At 60.2% G+C, this 15238-nt stretch carries 12 protein-coding genes; 5 read left to right on the forward strand and 7 right to left on the reverse strand.

Features of this window, described 5'->3' with window-relative positions:
• The first annotated feature begins 5 nt into the window (after positions 1-5).
• The 3 genes from FHS49_RS16125 (at position 6) to FHS49_RS16135 (ending at position 4136) form a co-directional block, all read left to right on the forward strand.
• Positions 6-533, forward strand: coding sequence for a DOMON-like domain-containing protein (locus FHS49_RS16125; protein WP_184020504.1), 528 nt, complete (start codon positions 6-8; stop codon positions 531-533).
• Positions 530-1732 carry an exo-beta-N-acetylmuramidase NamZ family protein gene (locus FHS49_RS16130; RefSeq protein ID WP_184020506.1) on the forward strand — a complete coding sequence of 401 codons (1203 nt, stop codon included), beginning with the start codon at positions 530-532 and terminating at the stop codon, positions 1730-1732. Before FHS49_RS16125 ends, FHS49_RS16130 begins: the two co-directional genes overlap by 4 nt.
• Positions 1733-1826: 94 nt before the next feature.
• Entirely contained in the window at positions 1827-4136 is a 2310-nt protein-coding gene (locus tag FHS49_RS16135) for an EAL domain-containing protein (RefSeq protein ID WP_184020508.1), read from the forward strand.
• Positions 4137-4445: 309 nt separating this feature from the next.
• On the opposite strand, the gene FHS49_RS16140 is transcribed toward FHS49_RS16135, so the two are convergent.
• Complete coding sequence (locus tag FHS49_RS16140; RefSeq protein WP_184020510.1) at positions 4446-5627, reverse strand: vWA domain-containing protein; 1182 nt, start codon at positions 5625-5627, stop codon at positions 4446-4448.
• Positions 5628-5746: 119 nt separating this feature from the next.
• Here FHS49_RS16140 and FHS49_RS16145 point away from each other — a divergent pair, with 119 nt between their 5' ends.
• Positions 5747-7150: a methyl-accepting chemotaxis protein gene (locus FHS49_RS16145; protein ID WP_184020512.1), complete on the forward strand. Its 1404-nt coding sequence runs from the start codon at positions 5747-5749 to the stop codon at positions 7148-7150.
• Here FHS49_RS16145 and FHS49_RS16150 read toward each other — a convergent pair.
• The 6 genes from FHS49_RS16150 to FHS49_RS16175 all read right to left on the reverse strand — a co-directional run bounded on the left by FHS49_RS16150 (position 7147) and on the right by FHS49_RS16175 (position 13849).
• A complete protein-coding gene (locus tag FHS49_RS16150; protein WP_184020514.1) occupies positions 7147-7992 on the reverse strand; it encodes an AAA family ATPase in 846 nt (281 codons plus the stop codon). The genes FHS49_RS16145 and FHS49_RS16150 overlap by 4 nt on opposite strands.
• A gap of 82 nt (positions 7993-8074) precedes the next feature.
• Positions 8075-8746, reverse strand: coding sequence for a DUF6975 family protein (locus FHS49_RS16155; protein ID WP_184020516.1), 672 nt, complete (start codon positions 8744-8746; stop codon positions 8075-8077).
• 188 nt (positions 8747-8934) lie between these two features.
• Complete coding sequence (gene rpoD, locus FHS49_RS16160) at positions 8935-10974, reverse strand: RNA polymerase sigma factor RpoD (RefSeq protein WP_184020518.1); 2040 nt, start codon at positions 10972-10974, stop codon at positions 8935-8937.
• 19 nt (positions 10975-10993) lie between these two features.
• On the reverse strand, positions 10994-12874 hold the full coding sequence (dnaG, locus tag FHS49_RS16165; protein WP_184020520.1) for a DNA primase: 1881 nt from the start codon (positions 12872-12874) through the stop codon (positions 10994-10996).
• Positions 12871-13281 (reverse strand): GIY-YIG nuclease family protein, encoded by a 411-nt coding sequence (locus FHS49_RS16170; protein ID WP_184020521.1) that lies wholly within the window; start codon positions 13279-13281, stop codon positions 12871-12873. The genes dnaG and FHS49_RS16170 overlap by 4 nt, the downstream gene beginning before the upstream one ends.
• Before the next feature lie 115 nt (positions 13282-13396).
• Complete coding sequence (locus FHS49_RS16175; RefSeq protein WP_184020523.1) at positions 13397-13849, reverse strand: GatB/YqeY domain-containing protein; 453 nt, start codon at positions 13847-13849, stop codon at positions 13397-13399.
• Positions 13850-13993: 144 nt separating this feature from the next.
• On the opposite strand from FHS49_RS16175, the gene carA reads away from it, so the two are divergent.
• The gene (gene carA, locus FHS49_RS16180; RefSeq protein ID WP_184020531.1) at positions 13994-15226 is read left to right on the forward strand and encodes a glutamine-hydrolyzing carbamoyl-phosphate synthase small subunit; all 1233 of its coding nucleotides are present in this window, start codon (positions 13994-13996) and stop codon (positions 15224-15226) included.
• Positions 15227-15238 lie beyond the last annotated feature (12 nt).

Raw genomic sequence — 15238 nt, forward strand, 5'->3', positions numbered from 1 at the left:
GGTGGATGAGCTGGTTTCTCAAACCCCATCCCGATACGCCAAGCGCGGGTGCAATTTCCATTGGCGTGACCGTCGAACGCAACGCTGCCAATCTCCTGCGGCTGCGATATCAAGTCACGGGCGATGTTTCAGGCATCGCCTTTCCGCCGATCGGAGAGGGCGTGCGTACAGATGGCCTCTGGCAAACCACCTGTTTCGAGGCGTTTGTGCGGACCGGTGATACCGAAGGCTATGAGGAGCTGAATTTCGCGCCGTCGGGCGATTGGGCGGGCTATCATTTCGAAACTTATCGCGAAGGGATGCAAGAGGCAGCGCTCTTTCCGTCGCTGGATTTCAATCGGGAGAATGCGATCCTGACCGCCACGATCCAGCTGTCACCCGCCACATCGATCTGGCATCTCGGCCTGTCCGCCGTCATCGAGGAAAAGAGCGGCACCAAATCCTATTGGGCGCTCGCGCATCCGCCGGGCAAACCCGATTTCCATCACAGGGATTGCTTTGCGCTCGATCTCCCGGCAGCGAAGGCACCATGAAATTCGGAATCGACCGGCTGCTCGCCGACCCCGCTCTACGCACCCCGCTTGAAGGCAAGCGCGTTGCCTTGCTCGCCCATCCCGCTTCGGTGACGGCGGATCTGACGCATTCGCTCGATGCGCTCGCCGCGTGCCACGGCATCAATGTCACTGCCGCCTTCGGGCCGCAGCACGGACTGCGCGGCGACAAGCAGGATAATATGGTGGAATCCCCCGATTTCACCGATCCGGTGCTCGGCATTCCGGTGTTCAGCCTTTATGGGGAAGTGCGTCGGCCCAGCGGGCAGATGATGGGGACGTTCGATACGATCCTGATCGATCTGCAGGATCTGGGCTGCCGCATCTATACCTTCATCACCACGCTGCGTTATGTCCTCGAAGCCGCGGCACAGCATGGCAAAGCGGTCTGGGTGCTGGATCGCCCCAATCCGGCGGGCCGACCGATCGAAGGACTGACGCTGCGGCCGGGCTGGGAGAGTTTCGTGGGTGCCGGGGCCATGCCGATGCGCCACGGGCTGACGCTTGGCGAACTGGGTCTGTGGTTCATCGATACGCTGAAACTGGATGTGGATTACCGGATCATCGAGATGGAAGGCTATGCGCCCGATGCAGCGCCGGGCCATGGCTGGCCGCTGGGTGAACGCATCTGGATCAATCCCAGCCCCAATGCGCCCAATCTCTGGATGGCGCGCGCATATGCCGGCACGGTGATGCTCGAAGGCACCACGCTCTCGGAAGGCCGGGGGACCACACGGCCATTGGAGCTGTTCGGTGCGCCCAATATCGACGCGGCGCAGGTGATCCGTGAAATGCGCGCGCTGGCACCGCATTGGCTGGAAGGCTGTTCCTTGCGCGAATGCTGGTTCGAACCGACCTTCCACAAGCATGTCGGCCAGCTTTGCAGCGGCGTGCAGATCCATGCCGAGGGCGCGGCCTATGATCATCACACCTTCAAACCCTGGCGGCTGCAGGCGCTGGCGTTCAAGGCGATCAGGACGCTTTATCCCGATTATCCACTGTGGCGCGATTTCCCCTATGAATATGAACTGGGCAAATTGGCGATCGATGTGATCAACGGTGGTCCGGCGCTCAGAGAATGGGTGGACGATGCCGCTGCACGGCCACACGATCTGGACGCGCTGACCTTGCCGGATGAGCAGGCCTGGGCACAAGAGCGCAGAGCCTATCTGCGCTATTGATCGGGCGAGGATGCTCTCTTGCACGGCGACGTGGCAAGGTTTCCAATTTGCTAACTAATATATGCGAAGACGGGGTGAACCATCGAGTATCCCTATGCCGTTTCGCCGGTTTTCGAACAAAAAATCTGTCCGGGACAATCGGGCAAAGATCCTGATCTGGGCCACCCTGATCGGCCTGATTTGCGGCGTCATCGACTTTGGCGAACCGATTGAGAACATTTGGCGCAGCGGCCGCAATGTGGCGCGCAGCCATCCTGCAGATCAGAGCATAGTGGTGGTCGGGATCGATGATCGCAGCCTGGAAGGGGTCGACAAATGGCCTTGGCCGCGCCGCTATAACGCGCAAATGGTCGATAATCTGCGCGCGATGGGGGCCAAGCGGATTGCGTTCGACTACATATTCTCGTCTTATTCGACGTCGGCAGATGACCGGATATTTGAGGAATCCCTGAAGAAGGCCAAGGGCACTGTCATCCTTCCCGTCCGCTTTTCGATCGATCCCGTGTCCGAGAAGCGCGTGGACGTCACCGCGGCGCCGGAATTCGCCCGCCATGCCAAACTCGCCAACATCAACGTCTGGCGCAATCCGTTCGGCGAAGTCTGGGAGATGTATTTCGGCATCAAGATCGATGGCCGAGACTATCCGTCTTTCTCATCCTTGTTTTCAAACAAGCGGGGTGAGGCGGAAACCCTTTTTCCGGTTGATCTGTCGATCGACGTCAAGACCATTCCGGTCGTCAGTGCGATCGATGTGATCCACGGCACCGTCTCTCCTGACAGGATCAGGGGCAAGGATATCATTATCGGATACGCCTCGGACCAGCTTGGCGATATCCATATGATGGCGGGCCGTGGCTTGGTGCCCGGCGTGTATTTTCACGCGATCGGTGCACAGACACTGAAGCAGGGTATTCCTGTGTCACCCGGCTGGTTTCCGGCCTTTGCGGCAGCGTTCCTGCTGGCCGGGCTGCATCTGTTTTCGAAGAAACGCGCGCTGTCCCGTCTCGCGGCACTGCTCGGCTTTCTGCTACCGATCGGGCTGCCATTCTTCTTGGATAGCCGGCTGATCTTCGCGCAGTTCGTGCCGGGCACCCTGTTGTTCATCATCGCTGCCAGTGCGTATGCCTGGTCACGCTTCAAGCAGCGTGGCGCGACCACAAACGCGATCTCGGGCCTGCCCAATCTCAACGCCTTGCGGGATGCGCCGCTGGCACCCAGCACCTCGCTCGTCGCGGCGCGCATCCAGAATTTCGCAGAAATCACGTCGACATTGCCGCAAGATATGGAGCGCATCCTGGTCGAGCAGATTGCCAGCCGGATTGCGCTGGGCGCGGACGGCTCCAAAATCTATCAGGGCGATGAGGGCATATTCTCCTGGCTTGTGAGTAACGGGCCGACCACATCGCTGGGCGATCAACTCGATGCGCTGCACGCTTTGTTCAGAAGCCCGGTGATCGTGGGCGAGCGCCATGTCGACCTCGCCATAGCGTTCGGCGTTGACACCGCGAGTGACCGCACATTGCCCAACCGCCTTGGCAGCGCGCTCGTGGCGGCCGACGAAGCCGTGGAGGAGGGCGCGCGCTGGAAGGAATATGATCCCGCCAAATTGCAAGATGCCGAATGGAAGCTGTCATTGCTCGGCCGGCTCGATGCGGCGATCGACGGCGGTGAGATCTGGGTCGCCTATCAACCCAAAATGGATATGAAAACCAAGGCGATCTGCGGTGCCGAAGCGCTCGCGCGCTGGTCGCATCCTGAAAAGGGCGAGATCAGTCCGCAGGATTTCGTGCTGGCGGCCGAGCAGCACAACCGGATCGAGAAATTGACGAACCATGTGCTGAACGACGCCATTCGCGTGGCGGCTGAAATCAATCGCCGCGGGCTCGATTTCGACATGGCGGTCAATTTGTCGGCACGGGTGCTCGACAATCCGGATCTGGTATCGACGATCCAGTCGATCCTCGCTCGCCACGGGCTGGAGCCGCGGCATCTGACACTGGAGGTCACGGAGTCCGCGGCCATGACCAGCAGCGGGCGATCGATAGAATTGCTGGAAAACATGCGCGCTCTAGGCATCCAGATCTCGATCGATGATTATGGCACCGGTTTTTCGACCCTGGAATATCTCAAGAAGATACCCGCCACGGAAATCAAGATCGACAGGAGCTTCGTCAGCGCCATGGACAAGAGCCAGAGCGACAAGTTGATGGTTAATTCCACCATTGCTCTTGCGCATTCTCTGGGACGTACTGTCGTCGCCGAAGGTGTCGAGAAGGAAGATACGCTGCGCGCGCTCGAAGAGATGGGCTGTGACCGTGTGCAAGGCTATCTCATTGGTAGACCAATGCCTTACGAAAAGCTTTCAGCGCTGATTCCCACGGTTAAAGCCATTATGGTTGCTTAATATAGTAAATATCTTGTTAACCACGATTCGGATTGTTATACCGCTACTGCAACGGACCCGATTCTCCGGTGTCTGCGAGTGCCGTAGGGGAATTGATTATGAAGAATCAGAAAAGCCGCCCTGTGCGCGGTTTCTGGGATTGGCTGTTCGGCGGTAGCGGTGGCGCTGCCGGCGGCAAGGGCTGATTTCCAGTCTAAAAACAAAAAACCCCGGTTAACGCCGGGGTTTTTTTCTGCCTGTTTCAGACGGGACAGTGATGCCACCGGATCTGGATTTCCGGCCCGTCCATATCTTGCTTTTGGCGAGTCGCTAATTCTTGCGGGTCAAGGCCCGCATCGCGTCATCAAGCCCGCTCAAGGTTAACGGAAACATCCGGTCGTTCATCAGTTCGCGGATGATGGTCACTGATTGCGAATAGCCCCAATGATCCTCTGAAACCGGGTTGAGCCAGGCGGCGGCGGGGTAGGTCGTGGTCATCCGCTGGATCCACACCGCGCCCGATTCCTCGTTGAAATGTTCGACCGAGCCGCCCGGATGCGTGATCTCATAAGGGCTCATGGACGCGTCTCCTATCAGGATCAGCTTGTAATCATGCCCATATTTATGAAGCAAATCCCACATCGCGGTGCGTTCGATAAAGCGGCGACGATTATCTTTCCACACGCCTTCATAAGGACAGTTGTGGAAATAGAAGAATTCCAGATTCTTGAACTCGCTGGTTGCCGCGCTGAAAAGCTCTTCGCACAGCTTGATATGCGGATCCATCGAACCGCCGACATCAAGGAATAGCAGGAGTTTGACCGCATTATGCCGTTCGGGGCGCATCCGGATATCCAGCCAGCCCTGCCGCGCTGTGCCGTCGATCGTGCCGTCGATATCCAGCTCGTCCGCTGATCCTTCGCGCGCAAACCGACGCAGACGGCGCAGCGCGATCTTGATGTTGCGCGTCCCCAATTCCTTGGTGGAATCGAGATTCTTGAACTCACGCTTGTCCCACACTTTGATCGCGCGGCCATGACGGCCTTCTTCCTGCCCGATCCGCACGCCTTCGGGATTATAGCCATGCGCGCCAAAGGGTGAGGTGCCGCCCGTGCCGATCCATTTGCTGCCGCCCTGATGGCGTTCCTTCTGTTCCTCCAGACGCTTTTTCAGCGTCTCCATGATCTCATCCCATGATCCGAGCTTCTCGATCTCAGCCATCTGCTCGGGTGTCAGATAGAGTTCGGCGACCTTGCGCAGCCATTCTTCGGGAATGTCCGCGGTTTCGGTATCAAAGCGCGTCTCCAACCCTTTGAACACTTTGGCGAAGACCTGATCGAAACGGTCGAGCAGTCCCTCGTCCTTCACGAATGTCGCGCGCGCCAGCCAATAGAATTCCTCCGGACGGCGCTCGATCACGTCTCGGTCCAGCGCCTCCAGCAGCACCAAATGCTCCTTCATCGAAGCGGGGATGCCGGCGGAACGCAGCGCGTCGAGAAAATTGAAGAACATCGGTAAGTCTTAGCGCCGCCCCATCCGCGCCGCCAGTGGCCAAATCCCGTCTTGGTTAAGGGGCTTTCAACCATTGGCGCATAAGGTGCCGGGCAACAGGTCTGTTCCCAGGGGTTTTCATGGCAAGCGCGATTGCGGCAATCGAAGCGAACGGCAGTGCCATCGACGATGTCGCGCGCAATTGCGGCCAGGTCGCGGTCGGCTGCAGCGACGCGGCGGGTTATATTGCAGGCGTGTCCGACAGGATCGGCAAGCATCTGGAAATGCTTGCCGAACTGGAGCGCGTGACGGCGACGCTGGAAGCCGATCAGCGGCGCGTGGCGGATTCCACAGATGAGGCACGCTTATTGTCCGAACAGGCGCGCCATAAGCTCGATCGCGGGGCCGAACTGATCAACGCCAGCGTCGGAGACTTCGGCGGGTTGACCGATCTGGTATCGCGACTGGGCGAACATATGACCAGCTTTGCCGCGGCGATGGAGCAGGTGCAGCGCGTCTCCGCCGGGATCGATGCGATCGCACGCAAGACCAATATGCTCGCGCTGAACGCCACGATCGAGGCGGAACGCGCAGGGGATGCGGGGCGCACCTTTGCAGTGGTTGCCAGCGAAGTGAAGAAATTGGCGCAGGAGACGCGCAGCGCCACGGACGAGATCGCCACCACCATGGCCTCGCTCACACGCGAGGCGGGGATGGTGATTTCCGAAATCAACGATGGCGTGGAAAAAAGCCATGCCGCGCAAAAGGGCTTTGCCACCATCAACGAAACCGTGCGGGCGGTGGCGGAGATCGTTGGCCAGGTGGACGAGCAGACCGACGGCATTGCTCGCTCCACCGGGATGATCCATGTCAGCGTCGCGCGGGTGCAGGAGGGGCTTTCGAGCTTCGCCGGCGACGCGCGCGATAATGGCGATCAGCTCGTCAGCGCGCATGACCGGCTCAATCGGCTTGAATTGCTTTCGAACGATATGCTCGATCGGCTTGCGCACAGCGGTGTTCGGATCGCCGACACCGCTTTTGTCGAAATGAGCCTTGCGGCCATGGAAGAGGTTCGTGCGATCGTCGACGCGGCGCTTGGCGATGGCAGCCTGAATGCGCGCGATGCGTTCGACACCGATTATGTGCCGGTTGCCGGATCGGATCCCCAGCAATTCGAAAACCGGTTCAACGGCTTTGCCGATCGCTACATCCAGCCGATCCTCGACCGGATCGCCAGAACGGACGATCGCATCCTTGGCGTGGCCTGCACGGATATCAACGCCTATCTGCCCACGCACATGAGTTCCACCAGCCAGCCGCAGCGGCGCGGCGATCCCGCCTGGAACGCGCTGCATTGCCGCAACAAGCGTATCTTCATGGACGACGCGACGGAGCGTGCCATTCGCTATGAAGGCGATTTCATGCTGGTCACGTACCGTCAGGATCTGGGGCAGGGGCGCTATCGTGCAGTGAAAAGCGTGTTCGTGCCCTTATGGTTCGATGGTCGCCGCTGGGGCAATTTCGAACTGGCCTATGCCGATTAGCGCTGCTGGCGCTTGGCCATGAAGGCCAGCCGCTCGAACAGCATCACATCCTGCTCATTCTTGAGCAGAGCGCCATGCAGCGGCGGGATCGCCTTGGTCGGATCGCGCGATTGCAGCACGTCGAGCGGCATATCCTCGTTCAACAGCAGTTTCAGCCAGTCCAGCAATTCGCTGGTGCTCGGCTTTTTCTTCAGCCCCGGAACGTCGCGGACTTCGTAGAAGATATCCATCGCCTTGTTGACGAGGATCTTCTGAATGCCGGGGAAATGCACATCGATGATCGCCTGCATCGTCTCGCGGTCCGGGAATTTGATGTAATGGAAGAAGCAGCGGCGCAGAAAGGCGTCCGGCAATTCCTTTTCGTTATTCGACGTGATCACCACGATCGGCCGCTCGACCGCCTTCACCGTCTCACGCGTTTCATAGACATGGAATTCCATGCGATCGAGTTCCTGAAGCAGATCGTTCGGGAATTCGATATCCGCCTTGTCGATCTCGTCGATCAGCAGCACGGGGAGGACAGGGGCGGTAAATGCCTCCCACAATTTGCCCTTGCGGATATAATTGCCGATGTCGTGGACGCGCGCGTCACCGAGCTGGCCGTCGCGCAGGCGGGCGACCGCATCATATTCATACAGGCCTTGCTGCGCCTTGGTGGTGGATTTCACGTTCCATTCGATCAGCGGCGCACCCGCAGCCTTGGCGATCTCATGCGCGAGCACGGTCTTGCCGGTGCCGGGTTCGCCCTTCACCAGCAGGGGGCGGCGCAGCGTGACGGCCGCATTGACGGCAACCTTCAGATCGTCTGTGGCGACATAATCCTGAGTGCCGCTAAACCGCATGTTTCGCCCTTTTCATTTCCGTTCACGTCAAGAAGAACGGCGATAGGGGCGGGCTGGGACGGGCGCAAGGCCCGTTGCTGGCTCAGAGATCGACGCGCGCCAAGCGCCGGGCCTCGAGAATATCCCAAAGGCCGCGATGCTGCTGGAGAATTTGCTGGGCACCAAAGGCCATGGCGCGCTCCACGCCCGAGGTTTCGGCGACGGCCATGGCGACGGTGCGCGTTTCGCGATCGTCAGGCAGCTTCACCTGCGGGATCATCAGCCCGAGACGCTCGGCGGTGTGATCAAGGACGTGGCGGATCGCGGACCAATCCAGCACGAGCGCGATTGCAGCGCCCAGCGCGCAGCCATTGCGATCGGACTGGGCGAGCATCTCCAGTGCATGGCGCTGGCCCATGACCGCGGATTCACATTCGGCCTGGCCCGGCGTACTCGGAATCGGCCCTGCGGCAACGGTCAGCTTGGTGAGATAGGCGCGTTCGCGGGCAAAGCCGTCCCCCGCTTCGATCAACCAGTCGCGGGCGGCGGGATGCGCGGTCTTGGTGGCGGCGAAATCGATCACGCCGGGATGACGGCCGTGCAACACGCACAGATAATGTGCGGCATCGGCCAGATTGCGCGTGGCGTGCGATCCGCGCAGCAGTTCGGCCGAGCCGACATGCCGGTGCGCGCCGCTGCCCTCGGCCTCGACCAGCGCATCGAACATATCGCCGATTCCGCCCGACTGGGCCGATTGAAGTGTGTTTACCTGCATTGCCTGCCCCCAAAAGAGCGAACCGCGACCAGCGCCCGTCCGAAATATCCGATGGAGCAAGTCTTATACCGAAGCGCGTAAAGACGCGGTTTATCCGGCGTTAGCTAAGAATTTGCAATTGGGGGCAAAATCGCCCCGATCGTCTCATATCGGCACAGGCCAAAGGACGATCGGGGCGTAAAGCGTTATTATTGATCGAGGAAACTGCGCATCTTGCGTGAGCGGCTCGGGTGCTTGAGCTTGCGCAGCGCCTTGGCTTCGATCTGGCGGATGCGTTCGCGGGTCACGCTGAACTGCTGGCCAACCTCCTCAAGCGTGTGATCGGTGTTCATGCCGATGCCAAAGCGCATCCGCAGCACCCGTTCCTCGCGCGGCGTGAGCGACGCAAGGACGCGGGTGACCGTTTCCTTCAGATTGGCCTGGATCGCGGCATCCACCGGGATGATCGCATTCTTGTCTTCGATGAAATCGCCGAGATGCGAATCCTCCTCGTCGCCGATCGGCGTTTCGAGGGAGATCGGCTCCTTGGCGATCTTCATCACCTTGCGGACCTTTTCGAGCGGCATCGACAGGCGCTCGGCCATTTCTTCCGGAGTCGGCTCGCGACCCTGCTCGTGGAGGAACTGGCGGCTCGTGCGGACCAGTTTGTTGATCGTCTCGATCATGTGCACCGGGATGCGGATCGTGCGCGCCTGATCGGCGATCGAGCGCGTGATCGCCTGCCGAATCCACCACGTCGCGTAGGTGCTGAACTTGTAACCGCGGCGATATTCGAACTTGTCCACCGCCTTCATCAGGCCGATATTGCCCTCCTGGATGAGATCCAGGAACTGAAGGCCGCGGTTCGTGTATTTCTTGGCGATCGAGATGACGAGGCGGAGATTGGCTTCCACCATCTCCTTCTTCGCGATACGCGCTTCGCGCTCGCCCTTCTGCACCATATTGACGATGCGGCGGAATTCGTTGAGCGACATGCCCGTCGCCTGTGCGATTTCGCCGATCTCGGCACGGATGCGGTCTACGGCATCGGCTTCAGCGGCGACAAAGGCCGCCCATTTCTTGTCGATCTTGACGACGCGCTCAAGCAGCCCGTCATCCAGCTCGCGATTGACATATTCCTCGAGGAACGACTTGCGCGGCACCTTGTGACGCTCGGCCAGACGCAGCATCTGGCCGCCGAGTGCGGTCAGGCGGCGGTTGTAGGAATAAAGCTGATCGACGAGATATTCGATCTTGGCGCCATGAAACTGGACGCTTTCGACCTCGGCGGTCAGCTCTTCGCGCAGCTTCTGATATTTGCGCTCGTCGGCGGTGCCGAAATCATTGCCCACGCCCAGCGCATCCAGACGCGCGGCCTGGAGCTTGGAGAATTTCTTGTAGAGCGAGGTGATATTCGCGAATTTCTCGAGCGCCTGGGGCTTGAGCGTCTCTTCCATCTGCGCCAGGCTGAGGGTGTTATCCTCTTCCTCGTCATCCGAAGGGCGCTTCGCGCGCCGCTCGGTCATGGAATCCTCTTCATCCCCATCGGCCGAAGCCTCTTCGGGCTCTTCCTCTTCCTTGAACGATGGCCCGGCGGTCTTTTCCGAAATCTCGCCATCGGCATCCTCATCGTCGTCGGTGAGGCTTTCGGGGGCGGGATCCTTGGAGAGCATCGCATCGAGATCAAGAATCTCGCGGAGCTGCATCGTGCCCTCGTTGAGCGCGGTGGACCAGTCGATGATCGCGTTGAACGTGATCGGGCTTTCACACAGGCCGAAGATCATCGTGTCGCGGCCGGCCTCGATGCGCTTGGCGATGGCGATTTCGCCCTCGCGGCTCAACAACTCGACGGCCCCCATCTCGCGCAGATACATGCGGACCGGATCGTCCGTGCGGTCGATCGTTTCCTTGCGCTTTTCGGCGACATTGCCCGAAGAGCCGTCATCGGCATCCGCGTCGGCGGGCTCGGCCTCTTCATCCTGGGCGGGCTGATCTTCCGAATCTTCGCCGGCTTCGTCATTCTCGACGATGTTGATGCCCATTTCGTTCAGCGAAGACGTAATGTCCTCGATCTGGTCGGACGACATGACATCCTGAGGCAGCGCCTCGTTCAACTGGTCATAGGTGATATACCCGCGCTTCTTTGCACGGGCGATCAGCTTTTTCAGCGAAGCCTCATTGAGGTCGATCAGGGGTGCATCACCGCCTTCGATTGCCTCGGGGGTCTCCGCTGTGGTGGTCTTTGCCATGTATTCGCCTTGTTCAATATCACGCTACGGCGTCGTCATCGCCACCTGTCAGCGCTGCGAGCCGCATATTTGCTTCATTTCGGGCGGCTACCAGCCTGACTTGTTCGTCGAAGCAGCCATCGTCCGACATTATACTCAATTGCTCGGTAGCCTCGGATATGGCTGCGTCAAGCTCAAGCCGACTCGCAATCGCTTCTACAGCCATTTTCAAATCCCTGAGCGCCGTTCCGGTTTCATCCGAATCGCGCGAAAATGAAAATCTCATCCGATTGGCCTTGAGCAATACAGACGCCAGCGCGCCATATCCTGCTTCCGCCAATATGGGGCCAAGCGCATCGCGTTCAAGCGGCTGCGATCGAAAAGCGATATCGACCAGGAATCCGCGCAACCCATCCAGCGCCGGGTCGCCGATCGCCAATACCGAGAGCGTATCGGAGCATTGTGCCAGCGCCGCGGGATAACGCAGGAAGCCGGCGAGGATTTCCTTACCCAGCACCGGGCCGATCCCCTCGGACTGGATCGCGCGCGCCGATCCGGAGACCGGCCGATCGGGGGGCATCCATTTGCCGTTGCGATCTTTCTTGAAGCCCCCGCTTTTCTGGGGAAATTGGCCGGCACGCGGCGCGAAATCCCGGCGCTGATTATAGGCGTCGTCAAACCGGTTGCGGAATTCGTTATAATATTGATCGCGGACATCAGGGTCTTTCACCGCCTTGGCGTGCTCGTTCAGCCGCCGCCTGAGCCCGGCGCGCGCTTCCGGCGTGTCCAGCGGCTCGGCCGCCTGTTCGTGCCGCCATAGCCGGTCCGCAAGTCCTTCGGGGGCGGCGAGCAACGCCTCCATCGCCGCTTTGCCCCCGGATTTCACCAGATCGTCGGGATCCTGCCCTTGCGGCAAGGTGATGAAACGCAGTGAGCGTCCGGGTTCGAGATGGGGCAGCGCGCGCTCGGCGGCGCGAATACCCGCTTTCTGCCCCGCATTGTCGCCATCGAAGCATAGGATCGGCAAGTCGCTCATCCGCCACAACCGCTCGATCTGCATCTCGGTGAGCGCGGTGCCCAGCGGCGCGACGCATTCCTCGATCCCCGCCTGAGCCAGCGCGATCACGTCCATATAGCCCTCGACGACCAGCACCCGATCGGCCTTGCGGGCGGCGGGCGAGGCCCGATCCAGATTGTAGAGCGTGCGGCCTTTGTCGAACAGCGGGGTATCGGGGGAATTGAGATATTTCGGTTCGCCAGCGCCCAATATGCGCCCGCCGAATGCGATTACCCGCCCGCGCTGATCGCGTATGGGGATCATCAGGCGGCCGCGAAACCGGCCATAGGGCTCACGGCCCTCTTCCTCGGGCTGGATCAGCAGACCGGCTTCAATCAGTGCGGCATTTCCAAAATCACGCAAAGCGATCTTGAGTTTGCTTTTCGAATCCGGAGAAAATCCAAAACCGAAAGCGCGACGGGTTGCATCAGAAATCCCCCGCTTTTTAAGATATTCTCTAGCTTGGCTACCGTCGAGACCACCTAATTGCTCCTCAAACCAATGCGCGGCTGCTTCCATCACCTCATGCAGGCCCGACGCCCGCTCTGCGCGCTCTGCTGCCTTGGGATCGGGGGCCGGGACGTCCATCCCCGCATTCTGCGCGAGTTCCTTCACCGCATCGATGAAGGGCAACCCGCGCTGATCGGTCATCCAGCGGATGGCATCGCCATGCGCCCCGCACCCGAAGCAGTGGTAGAAGCCCTTTTCGTCGTTGATCGTGAAGCTGGGCGTCTTTTCCTGATGGAAGGGGCAGCAGGCTTTGAATTCGCGCCCCGCGCGCTGGACCTTCACCGTCTTGCCGATGAGGGTGGACAGCGTGGTGCGAGCGCGCAGTTCGTCGAGGAATTGCGGGGTAAGGGTCATACCTGGAGTGACTCACGTCCCTCGACCCTTCGGCGTCGATCAGGAGAGCCTTCGCTCGGGATAGGCGGGAGAATGGGCACGACCTCCTCCCCCACACCGTTTGTCCCGAGCGCAGTCGAGGGACGTTCTTTGGGTGGCTTGGCGTAAAAGGACACAGCGCCCCAGTCACCCCGAATCAACGCCTCTTTTTTCGCGCGCGACCAGGGTTTGATCCGCATTTCCGCTTCAAGCGCTTCGATGCGCGTCTGGAAATATTCGGTCCACACAAGTGCAATCGGCCGTCGCCTTGATGTGAAATCGCAATATCCGCCAGTTTGATGTTCAGCCATGCGCCGTTCGAGATCATCCGTTTGGCCAGTGTAATAACGGCCGTCCGAGCATTTCAGAATATAGACCCAGAATGCCATGCTTCACGCGTGTCCCCCACGTCCCTCGACTGCGCTCGGGACAAACGGCCTAAAGGAAGTATAGCCTCCACCACACCGTCTGTCCCGAGCGAAGTCGAGGGACGTGGGGCTCAATTCAAGACAAAGCCGCCTTCACCAGCCCGCTCGCCTTGCTCATGTCGAGCTGGCTCGCATGGCGTTCCTTCAGAACGGCCATCACCTTGCCCATGTCCTTCACTGATTCGGCACCGATCTCGGCCTTGATCGCCTGGATCGCGGCGGCCGTCTCGGCTTCGCTCATCTGCTGCGGCAGGAAGGTCTCGATCACAACGACTTCGGCGGCTTCGGCCGCGGCGAGTTCGGCGCGATTGCCCTTTTCATACATCTCGATCGATTCGCGGCGCTGCTTGACCATTTTCTGCAGCACTTCGACCACCAGAACATCGTCATCGGCGGGTGCCTTGCCGGTCCGCGCCTCGATGTCGCGATTCTTGATCGCGGACTGGATCAGGCGGATCGTGCCGGTTGTGGCGGGATCGTGCGCTTTCATGGCGGCGATCTGCGCAGCTTTGATATCGTCGCGAATCATGGGGACGCTTTCGGTTTGAATGATGCAAACCATGGCCATAGCCAGCGCGCCCGGACTTTAATAGATTGACGCTGCGGCGGGCGATCACTAGGCGGCTCAATCTTAGCGACATTGCTGCAAAAAACCTACCGGAGCGACCTCATCATGGCCGAAGCCAATCACACGTCTGCGCCACTCGGAGCGACGGCGGTATTGGTGCTGGCGGATGGCGCGATCCTGTGGGGCCGGGGCTTTGGCGCGGAGGGCGCCGCGGTCGGCGAAATCTGCTTCAACACCGCGATGACCGGCTATCAGGAGGTGATGACCGATTCTTCCTATGCCGGGCAGATCATCACCTTCACCTTTCCCCATATCGGCAATGTCGGCACCAATATCGAGGATGTGGAGGCGCTGAACCCGCACGCCCTGGGCATGATCGTGCGCGAGGACGTGACCGATCCGAGCAGCTTCCGCTCCACCAGCCATCTCGACCAGTGGATGAAGACCAATGGCCGCATCGGCATTTCGGGCATCGACACCCGTGCGCTCACCCGTCGCATCCGCATCGCGGGCGCCCCCAATGGCGTGATCGCGCATGATGCCAATGGCGCGTTCGATTTGGATGCACTGCTGGCGCAGGCCAAGGCGTGGCCGGGCCTTGAAGGCATGGATCTGGCGAAAGAGGTCTCCACGCTGCAGAGCTACAAATGGGATCAGGGGCTTTGGGCGCTGGGGCAGGGGTATGAAGGTGTCTCGACTGCGCTCGACACGAACGGAGTGGGGGAGGATTCTGAGAATACGCCGTTTGTCCCGAGCGCAGTCGAGGGACGTGGGGTTCGCCCCCATGTCGTCGCGATCGATTATGGCCTGAAGCACAATATCCTGCGCAATCTGGTCGCTGCGGGCGCGCGCGTAACCGTGGTGCCCGCCACCGCCACCACCGAAGATGTGATGGCGCACAGGCCCGATGGCGTGTTCCTCTCCAATGGCCCCGGCGATCCCGCGGCGACGGGGGAATATGCCGTGCCGGTGATCCGTGACGTGCTGGACAAGGGATTACCCGTGTTCGGCATTTGCCTCGGCCATCAATTGCTCGCCCTCGCGGTCGGCGCGAAAACGCTGAAGATGCACCAGGGGCATCGCGGCGCGAACCATCCGGTCAAACGGCTTGAGGATAATGCGGTGGAGATCACCAGCATGAACCACGGCTTCGCGGTCGATGCGGTGACGCTCCCCGCCAACGCCAAGCCGACGCATGTGAGCTTGTTCGACGGCTCGAACGCGGGCTTCGAACTGACCGACAAGAAGGCGTTTTCCGTGCAATATCACCCCGAGGCGAGTCCAGGGCCGCAGGATAGCCATTATCTGTTCGAGAAGTTCGTGGGTGGCTTGAAGTGATAGGCAGTGGTT

It is taken from the genome of Sphingobium boeckii, assembly GCF_014199215.1.
In the GTDB taxonomy this organism is placed as follows: domain Bacteria; phylum Pseudomonadota; class Alphaproteobacteria; order Sphingomonadales; family Sphingomonadaceae; genus Sphingobium_A; species Sphingobium_A boeckii.

Excerpts from the sequence above, each read along its gene's own strand:
- FHS49_RS16170 (WP_184020521.1), bottom strand. The coding sequence starts at position 13,281 with ATGGCATTCTGGGTCTATATTCTGAAATGCTCGGACGGCCGTTATTAC.
- FHS49_RS16155 (WP_184020516.1), bottom strand. The coding sequence starts at position 8,746 with ATGCAGGTAAACACACTTCAATCGGCCCAGTCGGGCGGAATCGGCGAT.
- FHS49_RS16175 (WP_184020523.1), bottom strand. The coding sequence starts at position 13,849 with ATGATTCGCGACGATATCAAAGCTGCGCAGATCGCCGCCATGAAAGCG.
- FHS49_RS16145 (WP_184020512.1), top strand. The coding sequence starts at position 5,747 with ATGGCAAGCGCGATTGCGGCAATCGAAGCGAACGGCAGTGCCATCGAC.
- carA (WP_184020531.1), top strand. The coding sequence starts at position 13,994 with ATGGCCGAAGCCAATCACACGTCTGCGCCACTCGGAGCGACGGCGGTA.
- FHS49_RS16135 (WP_184020508.1), top strand. The coding sequence starts at position 1,827 with ATGCCGTTTCGCCGGTTTTCGAACAAAAAATCTGTCCGGGACAATCGG.
- dnaG (WP_184020520.1), bottom strand. The coding sequence starts at position 12,874 with ATGACCCTTACCCCGCAATTCCTCGACGAACTGCGCGCTCGCACCACG.
- FHS49_RS16125 (WP_184020504.1), top strand. The coding sequence starts at position 6 with ATGAGCTGGTTTCTCAAACCCCATCCCGATACGCCAAGCGCGGGTGCA.
- FHS49_RS16150 (WP_184020514.1), bottom strand. The coding sequence starts at position 7,992 with ATGCGGTTTAGCGGCACTCAGGATTATGTCGCCACAGACGATCTGAAG.
- FHS49_RS16130 (WP_184020506.1), top strand. The coding sequence starts at position 530 with ATGAAATTCGGAATCGACCGGCTGCTCGCCGACCCCGCTCTACGCACC.
- FHS49_RS16140 (WP_184020510.1), bottom strand. The coding sequence starts at position 5,627 with ATGTTCTTCAATTTTCTCGACGCGCTGCGTTCCGCCGGCATCCCCGCT.
- rpoD (WP_184020518.1), bottom strand. The coding sequence starts at position 10,974 with ATGGCAAAGACCACCACAGCGGAGACCCCCGAGGCAATCGAAGGCGGT.